Source organism: Prevotella sp. P3-122 (assembly GCF_002251365.1).
GTDB lineage: Bacteria > Bacteroidota > Bacteroidia > Bacteroidales > Bacteroidaceae > Prevotella.
This window is the reverse complement of record NZ_NPJH01000079.1, coordinates 62182-80759: the sequence shown is the minus strand read 5'-3', so window position 1 is coordinate 80759 and position 18578 is coordinate 62182. Positions and strand designations below refer to the sequence as shown.

At 49.1% G+C, this 18578-nt stretch carries 13 protein-coding genes, 1 tRNA gene and 1 pseudogene; 5 read left to right on the top strand and 10 right to left on the bottom strand.

Annotation, left to right across the window (positions count from 1 at the left end; genetic code table 11):
- Positions 1-51: 51 nt before the first annotated feature.
- The 4 genes from CIL02_RS12345 to lysS are packed head-to-tail and all read right to left on the bottom strand — an operon-like array spanning position 52 to position 4957.
- Positions 52-777 carry an HAD family phosphatase gene (locus CIL02_RS12345; protein WP_094402122.1) on the bottom strand — a complete coding sequence of 242 codons (726 nt, stop codon included), beginning with the start codon at positions 775-777 and terminating at the stop codon, positions 52-54.
- Positions 778-788: 11 nt separating this feature from the next.
- Positions 789-2147, bottom strand: coding sequence for a glucose-6-phosphate isomerase (locus tag CIL02_RS12340; RefSeq protein ID WP_094402120.1), 1359 nt, complete (start codon positions 2145-2147; stop codon positions 789-791).
- Positions 2148-2202: 55 nt separating this feature from the next.
- Positions 2203-3198: an NAD(P)H-dependent glycerol-3-phosphate dehydrogenase gene (locus tag CIL02_RS12335; RefSeq protein WP_094402118.1), complete on the bottom strand. Its 996-nt coding sequence runs from the start codon at positions 3196-3198 to the stop codon at positions 2203-2205.
- Positions 3199-3226: 28 nt separating this feature from the next.
- Positions 3227-4957, bottom strand: coding sequence for a lysine--tRNA ligase (gene lysS, locus CIL02_RS12330; RefSeq protein ID WP_094402116.1), 1731 nt, complete (start codon positions 4955-4957; stop codon positions 3227-3229).
- Positions 4958-5134: 177 nt separating this feature from the next.
- On the opposite strand from lysS, the gene CIL02_RS16895 reads away from it, so the two are divergent.
- Positions 5135-5266, top strand: coding sequence for a hypothetical protein (locus CIL02_RS16895; RefSeq protein WP_256387562.1), 132 nt, complete (start codon positions 5135-5137; stop codon positions 5264-5266).
- A gap of 34 nt (positions 5267-5300) precedes the next feature.
- Here CIL02_RS16895 and CIL02_RS12325 read toward each other — a convergent pair whose 3' ends face one another.
- Positions 5301-6227 carry a hydrogen peroxide-inducible genes activator gene (locus CIL02_RS12325; protein WP_094402114.1) on the bottom strand — a complete coding sequence of 309 codons (927 nt, stop codon included), beginning with the start codon at positions 6225-6227 and terminating at the stop codon, positions 5301-5303.
- Positions 6228-6425: 198 nt separating this feature from the next.
- Here CIL02_RS12325 and rbr point away from each other — a divergent pair, with 198 nt between their 5' ends.
- Positions 6426-6968: a rubrerythrin gene (gene rbr, locus CIL02_RS12320; RefSeq protein WP_094402113.1), complete on the top strand. Its 543-nt coding sequence runs from the start codon at positions 6426-6428 to the stop codon at positions 6966-6968.
- A gap of 176 nt (positions 6969-7144) precedes the next feature.
- Here rbr and CIL02_RS12315 read toward each other — a convergent pair whose 3' ends face one another.
- Positions 7145-8188, bottom strand: a complete 1044-nt coding sequence (locus tag CIL02_RS12315) for a hypothetical protein (protein ID WP_094402111.1) — start codon at positions 8186-8188, stop codon at positions 7145-7147.
- A gap of 330 nt (positions 8189-8518) precedes the next feature.
- Here CIL02_RS12315 and CIL02_RS12310 point away from each other — a divergent pair, with 330 nt between their 5' ends.
- Positions 8519-10345, top strand: a complete 1827-nt coding sequence (locus CIL02_RS12310) for a DNA polymerase III subunit gamma/tau (RefSeq protein WP_094402109.1) — start codon at positions 8519-8521, stop codon at positions 10343-10345.
- A 106-nt stretch (positions 10346-10451) separates the two neighbouring features.
- Here CIL02_RS12310 and asnA read toward each other — a convergent pair whose 3' ends face one another.
- Entirely contained in the window at positions 10452-11489 is a 1038-nt protein-coding gene (gene asnA, locus CIL02_RS12305) for an aspartate--ammonia ligase (protein WP_094402108.1), read from the bottom strand.
- A gap of 255 nt (positions 11490-11744) precedes the next feature.
- Here asnA and CIL02_RS12300 point away from each other — a divergent pair, with 255 nt between their 5' ends.
- On the top strand, positions 11745-14495 hold the full coding sequence (locus CIL02_RS12300) for an H-type lectin domain-containing protein (protein ID WP_094402106.1): 2751 nt from the start codon (positions 11745-11747) through the stop codon (positions 14493-14495).
- Between the two features lie 105 nt (positions 14496-14600).
- Positions 14601-14674 (top strand) — tRNA-Arg (locus CIL02_RS12295).
- A gap of 429 nt (positions 14675-15103) precedes the next feature.
- Here CIL02_RS12295 and CIL02_RS12290 read toward each other — a convergent pair.
- From CIL02_RS12290 to CIL02_RS12280, 3 genes and pseudogenes are all read right to left on the bottom strand, one after another.
- Positions 15104-16471, bottom strand: coding sequence for an undecaprenyl-phosphate glucose phosphotransferase (locus tag CIL02_RS12290; protein WP_206073502.1), 1368 nt, complete (start codon positions 16469-16471; stop codon positions 15104-15106).
- 298 nt (positions 16472-16769) lie between these two features.
- Positions 16770-17311, bottom strand: a pseudogene (locus CIL02_RS12285) (IS982 family transposase); the annotation flags it as partial.
- Positions 17312-17341: 30 nt separating this feature from the next.
- Positions 17342-18451 (bottom strand): transposase, encoded by a 1110-nt coding sequence (locus CIL02_RS12280; RefSeq protein WP_240513679.1) that lies wholly within the window; start codon positions 18449-18451, stop codon positions 17342-17344.
- Between the last annotated feature and the right edge of the window lie 127 nt (positions 18452-18578).

The following is an 18578-nucleotide window of genomic DNA, read 5'->3' as shown; positions in this document are numbered from 1 at the left end:
CATTTATCAGCAACCAATAATTAATTAGGGTGGTTGTAGTTGGTAGAATGTCTATGGTTTGTTGAGTGTCTCTTCCCATACCTCAGCAAGCCTTTTGATGCTTGGCAGTACGACGTGTGCACCGCAGTCGGAGAGTACTGAGTCGGGTAGGGGACCGCTGTTCACGGCTATGGTGAGGCATCCTGCCGCTACGCCAGCCTTGACACCGAGTGGTGCATTCTCTACGACAATGCACTCGTGAGGCTCCGCATCTGTTTTAGCAGCTCCCATGAGGTATGGGTCAGGAGCGGGCTTGCCATGTGTGACATCGTATGCCGTGACAATGCGCCCGGCAGTTATGAAGTTGCCGAAGTCGGTGAGCAGACGGTTAATGAGAGGACGTTGTCCGCTGCCCGTTACTATTCCTATTGTCAGTCCGCTTTGCCGTATGAGGGTCATAAGGCGTATTACTCCGTCGAAGATGGGAGCCTCGGGCATGCTGTGGAAAATTGCTGTCTTCACATCGTACATCTGCTGCGCCTCTTCGTCGCTTATGTCTTTGTGTAGCTGCATGCTGGCAAATTTCTTGATGGTGTCTATGCCTCGTGCTCCCTCGGTGGCGTAGGCATCCTCGGCAGTCATATTAATGCCGAACTGTGCCATGGACTTCTGCCATGCTATGGCATGGTTGGGCATGCTGTCGTAGAGCACGCCGTCCATATCAAAGAGAACAGCCTTGGGACGGAATGTCCCAAGGCCGTGGTTATCTATAAAGCTTTTAATCTGCTCGTTGAACATACAATATAGTATTACTTCTCGTTGGCAAGACGCTCTTTGATGGCCTTGCTCTCAGCCTCGTAGCCTGGCTTGTCGAGCAGGGCGAACATGTTTTTCTTGTAAGCCTCTACTCCAGGCTGGTTGAATGGGTTTACGCCCAGTACGTTGCCGCTGATGCCGCAGCCGATTTCGAAGAAGTAGATGAGCTCTCCGAGGTAGAACTCGTTGAGTTCGGGCATAGAGATGCGGATGTTTGGCACACCACCGTCCACGTGTGCCAGGCGTGTGCCCAGCTCTGCCATCTTGTTTACGTCGTCAACACGCTTGCCAGCGAGGAAGTTCAGTCCGTCGAGGTTCTCCTCATCGTGTGGGAAGAGCAGCGTGTGGTTGGGAGCCTCTACGCTTATCACGGTCTCGAAGATGGTGCGCTCGCCTTCCTGAATCCACTGTCCCATAGAGTGCAGGTCAGTGGTGAAGTCGCATGATGCAGGGAAGATGCCCTTGCCGTCCTTGCCCTCGCTCTCGCCGTAGAGCTGCTTCCACCACTCGCTCATGAAGTGGAGCTTCGGCTGGTAGTTGACCATAATCTCAATCTTCTTGCCGGCCTCTGCATACAGTGCGTTGCGCACGGCGGCATACTGTGCGGCGATGTTCTCTGCAAACGGTACGTCCTTGCCGCAAGCCTTCTCCATGGTCTGTGCGCCCTCTACGAGCTTGGCTATGTCGAAGCCTGCGCAGGCAATAGGCAGCAGGCCTACGGGAGTGAGTACGGAGAAGCGTCCGCCTACGTTGTCGGGGATGATGAATGATGTGTAGCCTTCCTTGTCAGCGCATGTGCGTGCGGCACCCTTCTTTGCATCCGTAATGGCTACAATGACCTTCTTGGCCTCTTCCTTGCCACGCTGCTCCTCGCATTGTTTCTTGAGAAGACGGAAGGTGAGAGCGGTCTCGGTGGTGGTTCCTGACTTGGAGATGTTGATTACACCGAACTTCTTATCCTTGAGATATGTCGTAAGCTCTGATAGATAGTCCTCGCCGATGTTGTTTCCTGCGAAGAGGATAGTGGGATTCTTCTTATCGCCAACGAGCCATGCGAACGAGTTGCTCAAAGCCTCGATGACGGCGCGTGCGCCAAGGTAGCTGCCGCCGATACCAGCCACAACGACAACTTCACAGTTCTGACGCAGAACGTCGGCGCAGTCCTGTATCTGCTTTACGAAGTCAGCAGAGATTGATGTCGGCAGATGCAGCCATCCGAGGAAGTCGTTGCCTGGGCATGTGCCGTTTTCCAAGGCCTCCTGAGCGGCCTTTACCTGAGGCTCAAGAGCCTCTACTGCACCAGCTTTGAGGAACTGGGCAGCTTTGCTTGTGTCAAGTGTTATGTTTCCCATTTTTTGTTTATGATTGATAATTGTTTTTCTTGTTATGTGTCGGTAGTGTCTGGGGCTACCTGAAGGAGTCTGTGAGCAGCTTTATTTCAATCTGTGGATTTATGCGCTCGTAGAGGATGTTGTAGACTGCGTCGAGGATAGGCATGTTGACGTGCATGTGGCGGTTGATCTCCTTCATGCATTTCGTTCCGAAGTAGCCTTCGGCAATCATCTCCATCTCTATCTGTGCGCTCTTCACGGAGTAGCCCTTGCCTATCATGGTTCCGAAGGTGCGGTTGCGGCTGAAGTTGGAATATCCCGTTACGAGCAGGTCGCCCAGGTATACCGAGTCGTAGACATTACGCTCCATAGGGTGAATGGCAGTGAGGAAGCGGTTCATCTCCTGCACGGCATTCGACATGAGGACGGCCTGGAAGTTGTCGCCGTATTTCAGTCCGCCGCAGATGCCTGCGGCAATGGCATATACGTTTTTCAGTACCGACGAGTATTCTATGCCGATGACATCGCATGAAGTCTTGGTCTTGATGAAGTCAGACGAGAGTACCTCTGTGAATGCTTTTGCCTTGTCAATGTCGGCACATCCAACTGTAAGGTATGACAACCGTTCGAGTGCTACCTCTTCCGCATGCGATGGTCCGCCTATGCATGCGAGGTTCTCGTATGGTACGTCATAGACGTGGTGGAAATATTCCGAGCATGCAAGATTCTCATCTGGCACTATACCCTTGATAGCGGTAAGTACAAATTTGTCCCTAATGCGTGTCTTGAGCTTGCGCAGGTGATTTTTCAGATATGGCGAGGGTGTTACGAACACCAAGGTATCGTAAGCCTCGACAATCTTGTTGAGGTCGGAGGAGAAGAATATCTCGTCGACATTGAAGTGTGCTCCAACAAGATACGCAGGGTTATGGCCCAGTCTCTTGAAATCCTCTATGCGGTCATCGCGCCGCATATACCATCCTATGTGGTGTGTATGTTCCACCACAATCTTTGCAATGGCGGTAGCCCAGCTTCCTCCACCGATGATGGCTATTTTCCCACAGTCGAACATGAGTGTGTGCGTTATGGTTTACGGCTGCTTATTTAGCGGCTTTCTCTATCCAGGTGCCTATCTCTTCGAGTGTTGGCTTCTCGTAACCGAGTTTGTATTTCTTGTTTATTTCGAGAAGCTTCTGCTGCAGTCCTTGTGGCTTTTCCTCGACAATGTCAGCGATGAGATTGTAGCCGACCTTGCGCAGAACATATGCCCACTCCTCAGCCACACCTATCTCTCCCCATTCTGCAATGGTGCTCTGTGGCATCTTCTTCTCTGGCTTCATCTGTGGGAAGAAGAGTACTTCCTGAATATATGTCTTGCCGGTCATAAGCATAACCAGGCGGTCGATGCCAATACCGATACCGCTTGTGGGAGGCATGCCGTATTGAAGTGCGCGCAGGAAGTCGTGGTCAATAATCATGGCCTCATCATCGCCCTTGTCGGCCAGTCGCATCTGCTCTACGAACCTTTCTTCCTGGTCTATGGGGTCGTTAAGCTCTGAGTAGGCGTTGGCCAGCTCCTTGCCGTTTACCATCAGCTCGAAACGCTCTGTCAGTCCAGGCTTAGAGCGGTGCTTCTTGGTTAGTGGTGACATCTCCACGGGATAGTCTGTGATGAATGTTGGCTGTATGTATGTGCCCTCGCAGAACTCTCCGAACAGCTCGTCAATGAGCTTTCCCTTGCCCATGGTGTCGTCTACTTCCATGCCCTTCTCCTTGCAGAAGGCACGTATCTCGTCCTCGCTCTTGCCGTTGCAGTCGAAGCCAGTCTTCTCCTTGATGGCGTCGAGTATGGGCAGACGGCGGTAGGGAGCCTTGAAACTGATAATCTGCCCGTCGACCTCACGTTCCGGCTTTCCGTTGACGGCTATGCAGACAGCCTCAAGAAGCTTCTCGGTGAACGACATCATCCAGTTGTAGTCCTTGTACTGCACGTACAGCTCCATACATGTGAATTCCGGGTTGTGGTTGCGGTCCATACCCTCGTTGCGGAAGTTCTTTCCTATTTCGTAAACACCCTCGAAGCCGCCCACGATGAGTCGCTTCAGGTAAAGCTCAGTGGCGATACGCATGTACATATCGACGTTAAGGGCATTGAAATGTGTTATGAACGGGCGTGCCGATGCTCCTCCTGCAATAGCCTGTAGGGTAGGGGTCTCTACCTCTGTATATCCGGCCTCGTCGAGTACCCGGCGAATGGTGCGCAGCACGGTGGCTCTCTGCAGGAAGGTATCCTTGACGCCGTCGTTGACAATAAGGTCTACGTAGCGCTGGCGATAGCGCAGCTCTGGGTCATCGAACTTGTCGTAGGCCACACCGTCCTTGTATTTCACTATTGGCAACGGCTTCAGGCTCTTGCTCAGAAGGGTTATTTCCTTGGCGTGGACAGATATCTCTCCCGTCTGGGTACGGAATACAAAGCCCTTCACTCCGATGAAGTCGCCGATATCCATCAACTTCTTGAAGACCTTGTTGTACAGGTCCTTGTCCTCTCCCGGGCAGATATCGTCACGTGAGATGTATATCTGTATGCGTCCCTTGCTGTCCTGAAGTTCGGCGAAGCTCGCCTTACCCATGACGCGCCTGCTCATAAGCCTACCGGCCACCGAAACCTCGCGCGGTTCGGCGTCGTCGCTGAAGTCGTCCCTTATGTCGGTTGAAAAAGCGTTGGTGGGAAACTCTGCTGCAGGATAGGGGTCGATACCCATGTCCCTTAACTCCTGGAGACTCTGGCGGCGGCCAATCTCCTGTTCACTAAGCTCTAAAATATTCATAAAGTCTATTCGAATATGATTTTATGAGTGCAAATTTAATAAATAAATCCGAAAGCGAATGTGTTTTTTGGGTCTTTTTCATTAATTAATCTTCTAACCCAGGAAAGTATGCCTGCTTTTTGTTGTTTTTGCCGCTTGGAAGCGGTATATATAATAATGTATATTAAGAACGGAATTATGGATATAGTCCGAAAACCTGCCGTCGTCACAGGTGCCATGTCTTACCGATGTCGCCCTCTGGCAGCCATCAATGGCACATACAGGTTGCAGACTGGCATCTGCAGTTCGTACCACGATGGCTGTGGGTGAGAATGATAGTTGTTTGCGGTCGGGGATAAGAACATTATATTCTTTGCTCGGTATTGTTAAGCTTTAGCATTTTCTCGGGCACGCTATTCCTAATCTGTCCAACTATCATGTTCAGCAGGCTTTGCCTGACAAACGCCTTGGATGTTGCCATTACAACCTCGCGTGTTGGTATTGGTATGGCAAACGGACGAACAAGCTCTTTCTGCGTTGGAGTGAGCTGCATGGTGGCCAGCTCGGGAATGAACGTCATCCCCTGCCCGTTCTCTACGATGCGCATGAATGTCTCAATGCTCCCTAATGAGTAGGCCGACTGACTGGTCTTGGCTGCTTTGAGCTGGCAATATTTCACCAGCTGGTCTCTGAAGCAATGCCCCTCGTCGAGCAACCATAAGAGCTCGTTGCTGAGGTCGCTCGTCTTGATGCTTTTCTTGGCCGACAACTGGTCAGAGGGTGATACGTAAGCAAGAAACTGCTCATAGAAGAGTGTCGTCAGGGCGTAGTCGTCGAGGTCGCCTGTATCAACCATCACAGCGGCATCTATCTCGCCCCTGTCTATGGCACGGCGTATATAGGCGGTTTTCATCTCAACCACCCGAATTTCCAATGAAGAGTTTTCTCTCATCAGTCTTGGGAAAAATCTGGGCAACAGATAAGGGGCGATGGTGGGCAAGATGCCGAGTCTGAAGGTACCAGTGAGCGACTTCTTCTCTTCGGCAACTATATCTTTTAGCTTGCGTGCTCTGTTCAGAACCTTCCATGCCTGTTCAACAACGACTTTCCCTATAGCCGTAGGCATAACCTGCTGGGAGGAACGCTCGAATAGCTTCACGTCAAGCTCAGCTTCCAGTTTCTGAATCATCGCGCTGAGGGTAGGCTGCGTTACGCCACATGCCTCGGCAGCCTTCACGAAGTGGCGTGTGCGATACACGGCCACGATATATTCCAATTGCTGTAAAGTCATATTTGTATATTATTAAATATGTGGCAAATATACATCACTTGGAGATAAAAGTATGTGAAAAAGCCGTTAAAATAATGTAAATATAGATATTTTCTATTCTCTGATAGACACATTTTGTTTGCTGGATATCAAAAATATATATATCTTTGCAATCAAATCATAGAACCAAATAATTAATAAATAGCAAACAGAAAGATTATGAAAGAACTTAAAGGAACAAAGACAGAGAAGAACCTGATGGAAGCCTTCGCAGGCGAGTCTCAGGCACGCAACAAGTATTCATACTTCGCATCAAAGGCCAAGAAGGACGGCTATCAGCAGATTGCCGCTCTCTTCGAGGAGACAGCCAACAACGAGAAGGAGCACGCCAAGCTGTGGTTCAAGTATCTTGAGGGTGGTGCCATCAAGGACACCATGTCCAATCTGAAGGCTGCCGCCGAGGGTGAGAACTACGAGTGGACAGACATGTACGACCGCATGGCCAAGGAAGCAGAGGAAGAGGGCTTCATTGAGATTGCCGCAAGGATGCGTGGCGTGGCAGAGATTGAGCGTCATCACGAGGAGCGCTACCGCAAGCTGCTCAAGAACATCGAGGATGGCATAGTATTCTCACGCGACGGCGACACCATCTGGCAGTGCCGCAATTGTGGACACATTGTTGTTGGCAAGGCTGCTCCCGAGGTATGCCCCGTATGCGACCACGCACAGAGCTATTTCGAGGTAAGGGCACAGAACTGGTAAGGAGTTGGACAGGCACTCGTTAATGACGGTGCTCCAACCTCTCGCAAGTAGGAAACAATTATTCAGGGCATGCTCCATCTTGGGGCGTGCCCTGAATGTTTGTTTCCAAACCAAATAGAAACAGCTACTTTCTGGGGTATTTAATTTGTAGGGTGTCCAATTTGATAGGGTGTCTGTTATTTCGCCACCTTAGCTTTCTTGTATAGCTGCCATGAGTTTATCAAATTGTGCCATATGCTGTAGAAGCCGCCTACCACTGAGGTTACGGGGTTGAGGAAGACGAGGCCCATCCAGATGGCGAAGACGGTGTTCTTCTGTCCCATCGCCTGCCCAGCAGTGATGGCAGAACGCTCGGCAGCATCGACATATCCGTTGGGGTACAACGCCGAGGGTGGCAGCTCTGACAGCGGCTTCGTAGGCTGTTTCCAACGACGGCCCACACAGCGGCCCACCCGGAACTGCGCCACGCAACACAATGCGCTCACCACTGCCAGACCGACAAGATGCACAAGGGCGATGTCGCTCTCGGCTATAGTGCGAACCGTCACGGTGATGGCGAGGGCAAGGGCTACGAGCCATAGATAGAAAGCGAGGTCGGGCACGGAGAGAAGACGCTCAAGCAGTCGTGGCGCATAGTGACGGATAACGAACGAGACAAGGAGCGGGAAGAGCAGGAGCGGGAAGACCTTGCCCATAATCATGAAAAACTCTGTCATAAAGCCGAGTCCGGCATGAGGCTCGACAAGGGTGAGGAAAGCAGGCGCAAGCAGCGACACCATCATGTTGCAGAGCACGATGTAGGTGACATCTCCGCTGACAGAGCCTCCGAGTTTCTGTACGATGACGGCTGAGGCTGTGCCCGTAGGACAGATGAAACAGAGCATCGCACCCTCTGCCATCAGTCGCCATCCAACTGTTGTAGGCGGGATGAGCAGTGCAACGACAGAACTGAGCACGAATAGAGAGGACTGTACGGCGAGGAGGATGATGTGCCAGCGGTGGGGCTTCAGGTCACGAACGTCGACACGGAGAAAAGAGAGCAGAAGCATGACGAAAATAAGCGACGGCTGAAGAAAATGAGACACGACGTTATAGAAAGCACTTTCCGCATCGCCGCCAGCAGGCAGCAGGGCCTTGAGGAGGTAGTACAGCAACACACCCGTGAGCATCGACACGGGCAACTTCCAGATGCGGAGGAGGGAAATCAGTCTTTTCATCATATCGTTGATAATAAATTAATAGAGATATGGCGGCAGGGACGGCACTGAATGTGTCTCTATTCTCAGCTTTGTCTGACAAGCGGGGAATGTCGCGGAATTGTTGGCAAAAGTACACAAAATATACGAAACGCAATAATACAAGAGACACTTTTTTTCACCATAACTAATGTATTGTTGTTACCAGCTAAAGTTGAGTGAAGTTGAGCGAAAAAATCTTTTTTCCTCAGCAATGATATCGGTATTTGGAAAATAATTTGTAAGTTTGCAGATGATTATGCTTCAACGCCATTTGCGGCTTGGAGAAAGTGCAACCAAAACATCATCCCGATAATGAATGACTATATAGTCTCCGCGCGTAAGTACAGGCCAATGTCCTTCGACTCGGTAGTGGGTCAGAAGTCGCTTACGACAACGCTGAAGAATGCCGTGCGAAGTGGTAAGCTGGCGCACGCATATCTGTTTTGCGGACCACGAGGAGTGGGCAAGACCACCTGTGCCCGCATCTTCGCAAAAGTTATAAACTGCATGAACCCTACTGCCGACGGCGATGCCTGCGGCGTGTGTGAGAGCTGCAAGGCTTTCAACGAGCAACGCTCGTACAACATATTTGAGCTTGATGCTGCCAGCAACAATGGAGTGGAGCAGATAAAGACACTCATGGAGCAGACGCGCATCCCCCCGCAGGTGGGAAAATACAAGGTGTTCATCATCGACGAGGTACACATGCTGTCGCAGGCAGCCTTCAACTCGTTCCTCAAGACTCTGGAGGAGCCGCCCGCACATGTCATCTTCATCCTGGCCACGACAGAGAAGCATAAGATTTTGCCCACCATCCTGTCCCGATGTCAGATTTATGACTTCGAGAGGATGACCGTCCAAGGTACCATCGACCATCTGAAGATGGTGGCAGAAAAGGAAGGCATATCCTACGAGGACGAGGCACTTGCCCTAATTGCCGAGAAGGCCGACGGAGGTATGCGTGATGCTCTGTCCATCTTCGACCAGGCAGCGAGCTTCTGTCAGGGGAACATCACCTACCAGAAGGTACTCGAAGACCTGAACATCCTCGACGTTGACAATTATTTCAACATCGTAGACCTCGCCCTTGAGAACAAGGTGCCCGACATTATGCTGCTCCTCGATGGTGTGCTGTCGAAGGGCTTCGATGGCGGCAACCTGATAGTGGGGCTTGCGAGCCATGTGCGCAATGTGCTCATGGCGAAGGACCCGGAGACGACAAAGCTGCTTGAGGCCAGCGAGACACAACGGCAGCGCTACCAACAGCAGGCGCAGAAATGCCCCATTAAGTTCCTGTACAACGCCCTCAAGATTATGAACCGCTGCGATGTCAACTACAAGCAAAGCTCAAACAAGCGCTTGCTGGTGGAGCTGACGCTCATCGAGGTGGCTCAGCTGACGCAGGCCGATGACGAGGGAGCATCATCGGGGCGTAGCCCCAGACGACTTAAAACCCTGTTCAGAAAAATAGCTGGTGTCCGGCAGAATGCAGCATCGCAGGTGGCTGTAGCCGGAAATGCTGTCGTGGCAAGGAGAAGCGAAGGATCCGCTGCGGCAGTTGCAGCACATGTGGCAACACAGACAACGACAATAAATACCTATGCGGAAGCCGCTGTCACAACACCTTCGTCATCCGCGGCAACTACGCAACCTGCTGCTTTGGCAGGAAGAAAACTTAAACTCGGCTCACTGGGAGTGACCTTTGCAACGCTCGGAAAGAAGGACAGTCAGAATGATAGCCAGGATGTAGAGGAGACTATCGATAAGTCGGCTGACAAATTGTTCACAGAAGAGGAACTGGGTCACCAGTGGATGCTGATGTGCAACCGCATGCCGAAGGAGATGACGGGACTGTCGAGCAGAATGAAGAACCTATTGCCTAAGATATCTGATTATCCAAATGTTGAGGTCGTGGTAGACAACGACATCCTGCTCAACGAGCTTCAGTCCATCAAGGGACGCATCCGGGCCACGTTGGCCAAGGCGCTTGGCAACGGCAATATCGAACTTCAGCTCAGGCTTGCCAAGGTGGAGGAAGTGAAAGTCCTGATGACCAAGCGTGACGTGCTTAATGAGCTGAAAGCAAACTATCCGGGCGTGCGGCTGCTCTATGAGTCTCTCGGTCTGGAAATGTCATAAACATCAATTCCGCAACAAAGTAAATGAACATCTATTTACTTAGTTGCGGAATTAACGTTTAATAAAAAACTAATTTGGGCTCTGCGGCAAAACAGTGTATCTGAATTTATATCAGCGGCATACCAAGCCTTGCGCATTCCATGCGCATGTCCTCAGGCCAGATGCTTGCCTGTATCTCTCCGATATGCGCTTTGTGAAGCATCACCATGCACAGACGGCTTTGGCCGATACCTCCACCTATGGACAATGGCAGTTTGTCTTCAAGAAGTTGCTTATGGAAGTATAGCTTCTCACGGTCTTGTTTTTCTTCTATCTCCAACTGTCTTAGCAGACTCTCCTTGTCAACACGTATGCCCATAGAGCTAAGCTCGAACGAGCGGCCCAAGACAGGATACCAAATAAGGATGTCGCCATTAAGACCTTTCTTTCCGTTCTCGGCTACAGTCGACCAGTCATCGTAGTCGGGAGCGCGCCCGTCGTGTTTCTTCCCGTTGCTGAGCTTTCCGCCTATGCCTTCTACGAATACGGCACCATATTTCTTACAGATAGCATCCTCGCGCTCTTTCGGACTCAAGTCGGGATACATCCTCAGCAGGTCCTCGCTATGTACGAAATGTATTTCCTTCGGCAGGAATGGCTTCAGAATTGGATAAGTCTCGCAAGTGAGGTATTCGGTGCGCAGGATGGCCGCGTAGATTCTCCTAACTACGTCCTCAAGGAACGCTAGGTTCCTGTCCTCGCGTGTGATGACAGCCTCCCAATCCCATTGGTCTACATATAGTGAGTGCAGGTTGTCCAGTTCCTCGTCGGCTCTGATGGCGTTCATGTCAGTGTATATGCCGTAACCGGGCTTCACATCATACTCCGCCAGAGTGAGCCTCTTCCATTTTGCCAGCGAATGGACAACCTCGGCCTTTGCGTCTCCAAGGTCTTTGATAGGGAATGATACTGGGCGTTCAACACCGTTCAGGTCGTCGTTTATGCCAAGACCCTTCATTACGAAAAGAGGTGCCGTGACACGATGAAGCCTCAGCTCGGTAGACAGATTTTGCTGGAAGAAATCCTTTATCTTCTTGATACCCTGCTCTGTTTGGTTTCTGTCGAGCAGGGTCTGATAGCCTATAGGCTCAATAAGTTTGCTCATATTTTTGTAATGTGATTTTTGAATATGCCTGCAAAGGTACGTATTTGTTGTGAATGTGCAAACTGTTTTGCCAATTATTTTTGCAAAATGTCGTAAAACTAAACTTTTCACTTTACATATCGATAGGAATAGATGTCTGTTTTTATATATGTGAGTTAATAGAAAATAAAAGTTAATATTGTTATAAACATATATGTCATTTGGCAATAATTGTTTATCTTTGCCAGCAAATACTGATTAAAAACCTAAAAAATAATGAAACATCTAACTTTACTTACATTATCCCTCTGTGTAGCTTTGCCTTCTGTCTGGGCCGACAACACCATAACGACGGTTGAGCAGGTATCGGAGGCTGTCACACTTAGTGATGACGTGGACTATCACATTACGTCAGCCACACCGTTTACGGCTACGGGTTCTGTTAACATCACCAATACGGAGCACGCCACATTGGTGCTCGACGGGCTTTATCCGTCGCTGGCGCTTGAGCAGCTTGGCTATGTCTACATCAATGGCGAGCCTGCCAAGAACGGTACCAACTGCCAGGTGAAGATTTATAATTCCGGAGCCATAATCATGCCTTATGCTGCCGACATCAAGCCACTTACCGTATATTCAGAGAAGGATTTCGGAGGCGAGTCGTGCAATGATTTTGGACTTGAGAATACAGGCGGTTTTATGAACACCCTCACAGAGGCAAAACTCAACAACCGCATTCAGAGCTTCAAGCTCAAGCGTGGATATATGGTGACATTCTCGTCAAGACCCGGCGGATATGGCTACAGCCGTTGCTTCATCGCCGACAAGGCTGACCTTGAGATGAACCTTCCTACAGTACTGGCAGGCAGGGTAAGCTCGTACCGTATATTCAAGTGGAACGACTGCAGCAAGAGAGGACTCGCCAGCGATGTTGGTACGGAGTCGAATAAGGCAGTTAACTCTCAGTCATGCTATACCTGGGATGCAGGCATCAACATGGGTATCGACCGTGAGTGTGTAGCTAACCATATCTATGAGGACTGGCCGTCTGCAGCTGCGTGTGGTGCTACTTCCTACTCGCCGATGATGAAGACCAACAACGAGCCTGGCAACTCAGCTGACGACCATCCACAGTCTGTGGCGACAGTATTGGCCAACTGGGAGAAGCTTATGGCTACAGGCAAGCGTCTCTGCTCGCCAACATCGCACGATGGTAGCCTTAGCTGGCTGCGTGAGTTCATCGACTCTATTGATGCCCGCGGATGGCGTTGCGACTTAATGGACGTGCATTGCTACTGGCCCGAAGGCTCGTTCAATAACCTCGCAAACTGGTACAGCAGCTACGGCAACCGCCCATTGTGGATATCTGAGTGGGTGTGGGGCGCATCGTGGAATAAAAACGGTGTCTTCACCTCAGGATGGGAGGACAGCTATCGCGTATCGCAGAATGCCGTGGTGGTAAAGCGCATTCTCGACAAGCTGAACAGCTGGGGATACGTGGAAAGGTATTTCTACTGGAACGGCGAGCAGTGGTATTCCAGAATATACAATGACGGTGCGCTCACTCCGACCGGCGAATACTATGCAAGCATGAACACCGGTGTGGGCTATTCTAAGGACTACGACAAGTATATTCCGTCGGCACCACGCATGGGAGCACCCAGCAACCTGACAGGCAGCTTCAAGCAGACACAGTCTACATTCACGCTGAAATGGAATGAGCCTAACGGAGAATACAACAACAGCATGGTTATCGAGCGTCAGATTGACGGAGGCGCATGGACAGTAATCGCAGAGATTCCCGTTGATGACGGTCCGGCAAGCTACACATATGTTGATACCGTGTCTACAGGCGGAAAGCAAGGCTACCGAATACATACCACTACATATAATAATAAGGACTACTATTCGGATGTAGTCTACAATGTAGTGTCCTTCGCCAAGGCTCTTGGCGCAGACGAGCAGGCAGGTGAGATACAAGTAGGCGAGATGACCTTGGCCGACCAGAACACTGCATACTCGTTCTTCGAGAAGGGATATGATGAGAAACCTGCTCTGATCTTCGGCTCTGTATCAAACAAGAACAACAAGGCGTCGCTCGTCGAGCATCTCGTCAGCCTCACCTCTGTGGCTGGAAGAAAGAACAGTACGTTCCAGATGAACCTCCTGTCGTGGTCTGAGGGTACAACCAAGGATGTGCCCATGACACTTTCCGAGACGGTAACCTACATGGCTGCCAAGAAAGGTTCCGGCACTATCGGTGACCTTCGCTACGAGGCTGGTATCACAGCGAAGAGACTTGCTGTGGGAAGCTCTGTTGCCGGTTCCGATACCGCCGTTATAACATTCGCACAGCCGTTCAACGATATACCAATAGTTATGGCTTCACCGGGTCAGTATGCGGTTACCGTATCCCCGTATCCTGTCATAACGCGTGTCTTTGACGTGACAAAGGAGGGCTTCAAGGTTATCCTGCTTCGCCAGAGCGGTGTTACTGCAAAAAGTGTCAGAAGCTGTGATGTCAGCTATGTGGCCATAGAGCGTGGTCAGACACTCGACGGCAGCGGACATGTCGTTACCGTCCGTGACACGACAATTACCTTTACGAGTACTCTCACCAACTATAAGTTCTTCTATGGCAACGATGACCTGCTTGCCAATCCAAAGGTGCTCGTACAGATGCAGTCATACGATGTTCCATGCTACTCCGTATTGCGTACTTATGGCACAGGTCCTACAGAATACTATCACAGGGTACGCCTGCAGACGGACGACACCAATGCGGAATACGGAACCGTGTCAAGTACGAAGAAATATACCGAGCGTGTCGGATATATAGTGGTAAGCGACGAGGATGGCAGTGTTACTACAGGCATTAGAAACGTTGATGCAACACCGGCTACCAATGCAGCCGAGGGCATCTACGACATCAATGGTGTAAGGGTCGGCGACAGTGTCACCAACCTGCCTAAGGGTATCTACGTCATCAAGAAGGATGGCAAGACGCATAAGTTCGTAAACAAGTAACCGTTATAGCAAAAGTCTATAAATTATATGGGGCGGACGAAAAACATCCGCCCCATATTTTGTTGTTTCGAATAAAATTATTACTTTTGCATCCGCTAACGTCAAGGACCCGTAGCTTAGCTGAATAGAGCGTCAGATTCCGGTTCTGAAGGTCATGGGTTTGAATCCCATCGGGTTCACAGACAGGTTTTAAGTTCTGATTATCTCGCACAGTCACTTGCCTGTGCGAGTTTTTTTTGTTCATCCGTAAATGAAGTGATGTTGGCTTAGCAGAACTTTCCTGGGGGCTACAATGTCCCCGTATGGTGAGTCTTTCCTCCATTTTCTCATATCCAGAATATGACAGATGATTTCTGTGCCAGTTTAGCCCATCTCAGACGCAAAGCATTGCAACTGCCAACGCAAAGCTTTGCATGAGCCAACGCAAAGCTTTGCATCTGCCATCGCAAAGCTTTGCATCTGCCAACGCAAAGCATTGCCTTCATTTAGGTGATCCTTTTCCCCCATATTTTTCCACTGAGCCTATATGATACAAGTCTCTAACTATGTTAGATTGCAGGTGGGTGTCTCTCTCCCTTCTGGGGAGTGGTTGGGAGGGTCCCCTCAGTTTAATAGGCTTGCTTGTCTCTGCCTGGCATAACCTGCCATATAGTCTTGAAGAAAATCTCCACGTCAAGCAGGAGACTCCAGTTTTCTATATACCATATATCGTGTTCCACCCTATCAGCCATTTCCTCCAAAGTCTTGGTCTCACCGCGGCATCCGTTAATCTGTGCCCATCCCGTAATGCCCGGTTTAGCCAAATGCCTCACCATGTAGTTGCTAATCAGCGCACTATACATGTCCGTGTGGTATTCCATGTGCGGACGTGGCCCGATGATGCTCATGTTTCCAATAAAAACGTTGATAAACTGTGGCAACTCATCAATGCTCGACCGACGCAAGAAGTCCCCAAACGGAGTCTTCCTTGGGTCGTCCTTCGTTGCCTGTAGCTTGTCCGCCTCTTTGTTCTCTTTCATCGAACGGAACTTATATATATAGAAACTCTTTCCATTATATCCTGTCCTTGCCTGTCGGAAGTACAGAGGCCCCTTATTGCTTGTAATCAGGTTGCCGAGCCATACGAACAGCACGATAAACGGGTAAAGGGTGCAGAGGAACAGGCCGCTCACGCAGACATCCACCATCCGCTTCGTCAGCTTAGCTGTCGGCGAGTTCATCGGCTCCTCACGAAGCTTAATGTATTTCACGTCGCCAATGCTTCTGACAAGCATGTGCCGTTTGGGATAGCCCTTGAAGTTTGGTACGAAGAACAGTTCTATGAAGCGTTCGTTACAGATGTGGATTATGTGGTTTACGTCTTCCTCATACTCTGCAGGTGGCAGCGAGCAATAAATCTCATCCGGCCTGTTCCACTTAATCCATTCAAAGAAAGATGTGATGTCACCAATAATCTTGCTGCTCTCTGGGATTTCCACACCCTCTTTTGGTCCGAAAAATCCCATCACCTGATATCCTCTGAATGCCTGTCCCTGAATAAGCTCTCCATACAAGTCTATCGAAACATCGTCGGTACCAATAATTACCACGTTGCGAATGTTGTGTCTCAGTCGTCTGATTCTTCTCACTATCATGTTTGCACAATAGTGGAATACTACTATCAATGGCAGGGATACACCAAACTGTATAACAATCATCGTTCGTGGCGATGCCTTAAGCACCAATGTTATCAGCACGGTAAACATCAGGTATGTGGTTACTGTCTGCACTATTGCTCGCCACAGCACTAACAATAGCTTTACCCGTCTCTCGTGCAACCGTAGGCCGAAAACGCCAATAGACATAGTGTATGCTATGGTCAGCAGTGCGTACACAGACAACGACATGTTATTTCCCTTGAGCAATTCCGGGAAATAGGATGATGGCATTAGCCTGGCAAGGCACGTCAGAACAAATATATGAATTCCCAAGTCCATTATAAACACGGGAATCTTGAAATATACAAACTCTCTTGAATTTTGATTAGTCATAACAAAAATATTGTCTCCCCGTAATGTGGACGAATTGTTTTTTTAATATATGTATCTTGTTTATTATTTGTGATATTCTGTTTTTTGGTGGTGTGCCACCTGTGTTTTGAGTACAAAAATACCAAATATTTTTTATATTCCATTCATTTTTCTTGAAAATCATAAGAAAGGCATATTTTTTTTGTGAGTTCTATTAATTTCCACCTTTAATCAATTCTTGGTAAATAACGTGAGTTTGATGAATTCAAAACAATGAAAGCTGTGTATCAACTGTACGTCGTACATTGATACACGGCTTCTTAGGAAACATACAATAAGCAGCGATAGCTCCAAGCAGGTTCACGATGAAATTGTCAAAGCACCTGTGTCTTGAATGTTCCACTTGTGCAATATTCTTCAACTCGTCATTTACCGTTTCTATTATTGCTCGTTTCCTAAGCAGCAGCTTGTCAGACACGCTCATCAGGGCACCTTTCATGTTGTTTTTAAGTTTGGTGATAAGCTGTATGCCATCCACGAACAGGCGTTGGAAAAGGTTCTTGCTGATATACCCTTTATCTCCGACCAGCTTGCCATATATGAATTCTACGAAGACTTTGTATTCCAATGGTTTCCTGTCATCCACATCTCCGGGGGTTATCATAAAGTTCAGCAACTCACCCCTCTCGTTACATATCAGATGCATCTTAAAGCCAAAGGGATGGCTACTTCCTTTTCAAGTTCCACGAATCGGTTGTATGAGACAACTTTCGGGAAGAGGTGACGCATATGTCTGCATACCTTTTCTCAATAGTTCGTTAAAATTTGAGATAAAGGCTAAGCAGTTTTACGCTGCCAGCCAAAGAGTTCTTTGATAGTATGACTAATTAACTTTCGGTTCGGTATTCTCCGACACTTGTCAAAAATTAATTTAGCGATGTATGTGCTTGCCATGATCTCCTTGAAAGACGCCATGGAATACGACATCCCGTTTTCCTTCATCATCACCTTTGCTACATTCTGTGATGCGAATGATGCATTGTAGGAAAAGTCCAACTGGTTCTTGTGTCTTGCCTGGCAATGCGTAAGGCCGGTATACTGCTTTGCATCGCGAAAACAAAATTCTATTTGGAATCTTGAGCGGTATGTGCGCAGCACATCCTCACCCGACATGGATGTCTTTGTTGAGAAGAAAAGCTTGTGCTTTCCGTTGGGCATAATCCAAATGACAAGGCGCACTTTCTTCTTCAAAGCCTTTGAATAGGCAATGAGTGTGTAGGCTGTGCCCTCAAGTCCTTCAATATGCAACTCTGCCATACGAGTGAGGTCAAGTTTCTTGTAGTTGATTTTTCCGTCAAGTGTCTTGGGACGTCCAGGCTTGTGGGAACGAGGCCCCGTATACACATAGTATAGGCTCGCTGTATCCCTGAAGCGGCTGACAAGATGGAAACCGCACTCTTTGATTCCATCCACAAACGGACGGATAGAGAAGAAGGCGTCAGCGACAACAATATCGGTGACCTTCAACAATTCCTTCTTGTAACGCTTGATGACCGCTATGTAATGTTGCACGAGAGTCATGTTGCGCAGTTTCAACTCTCCTGTAGATGGAGTCTGATGGGCGCGCAGCATCATGCAACTGTTGGCATAGACATCGACAAGAGCCAGTCCCATGATTTCAAGTCCATGCTTCATGGAACTTGCACAACCGGACCAGAAAGTACCGATATGCGGAGTCTTCTTACCAGACTTGCTGATGTAGCTCGGATCAATGGCAATAGCCAATAGACCATCCATATTCAAGTAACGTCTGCAAAGGGCAAGGTTGAACTTCACCCAGTCTATGCATTTAGCACGGCCACGGTTGAAATTCGTTCTGTAGGTCTGCTCGCAATGGGTGCCGTAGCGCTCCATTTGAGTGAAATTTATCTTTCTTTGTATCGTCATGTACAATAAGAGTATTTCCAAGAGAAGGTTTTCGAAAGTTTTGCTTACCTTTGCAGATGAACTTTTGATAGCATCTCTGCAGATTTCCGTATATTGGTTGAGTGGTTCTGATGTCATATAACTTTAA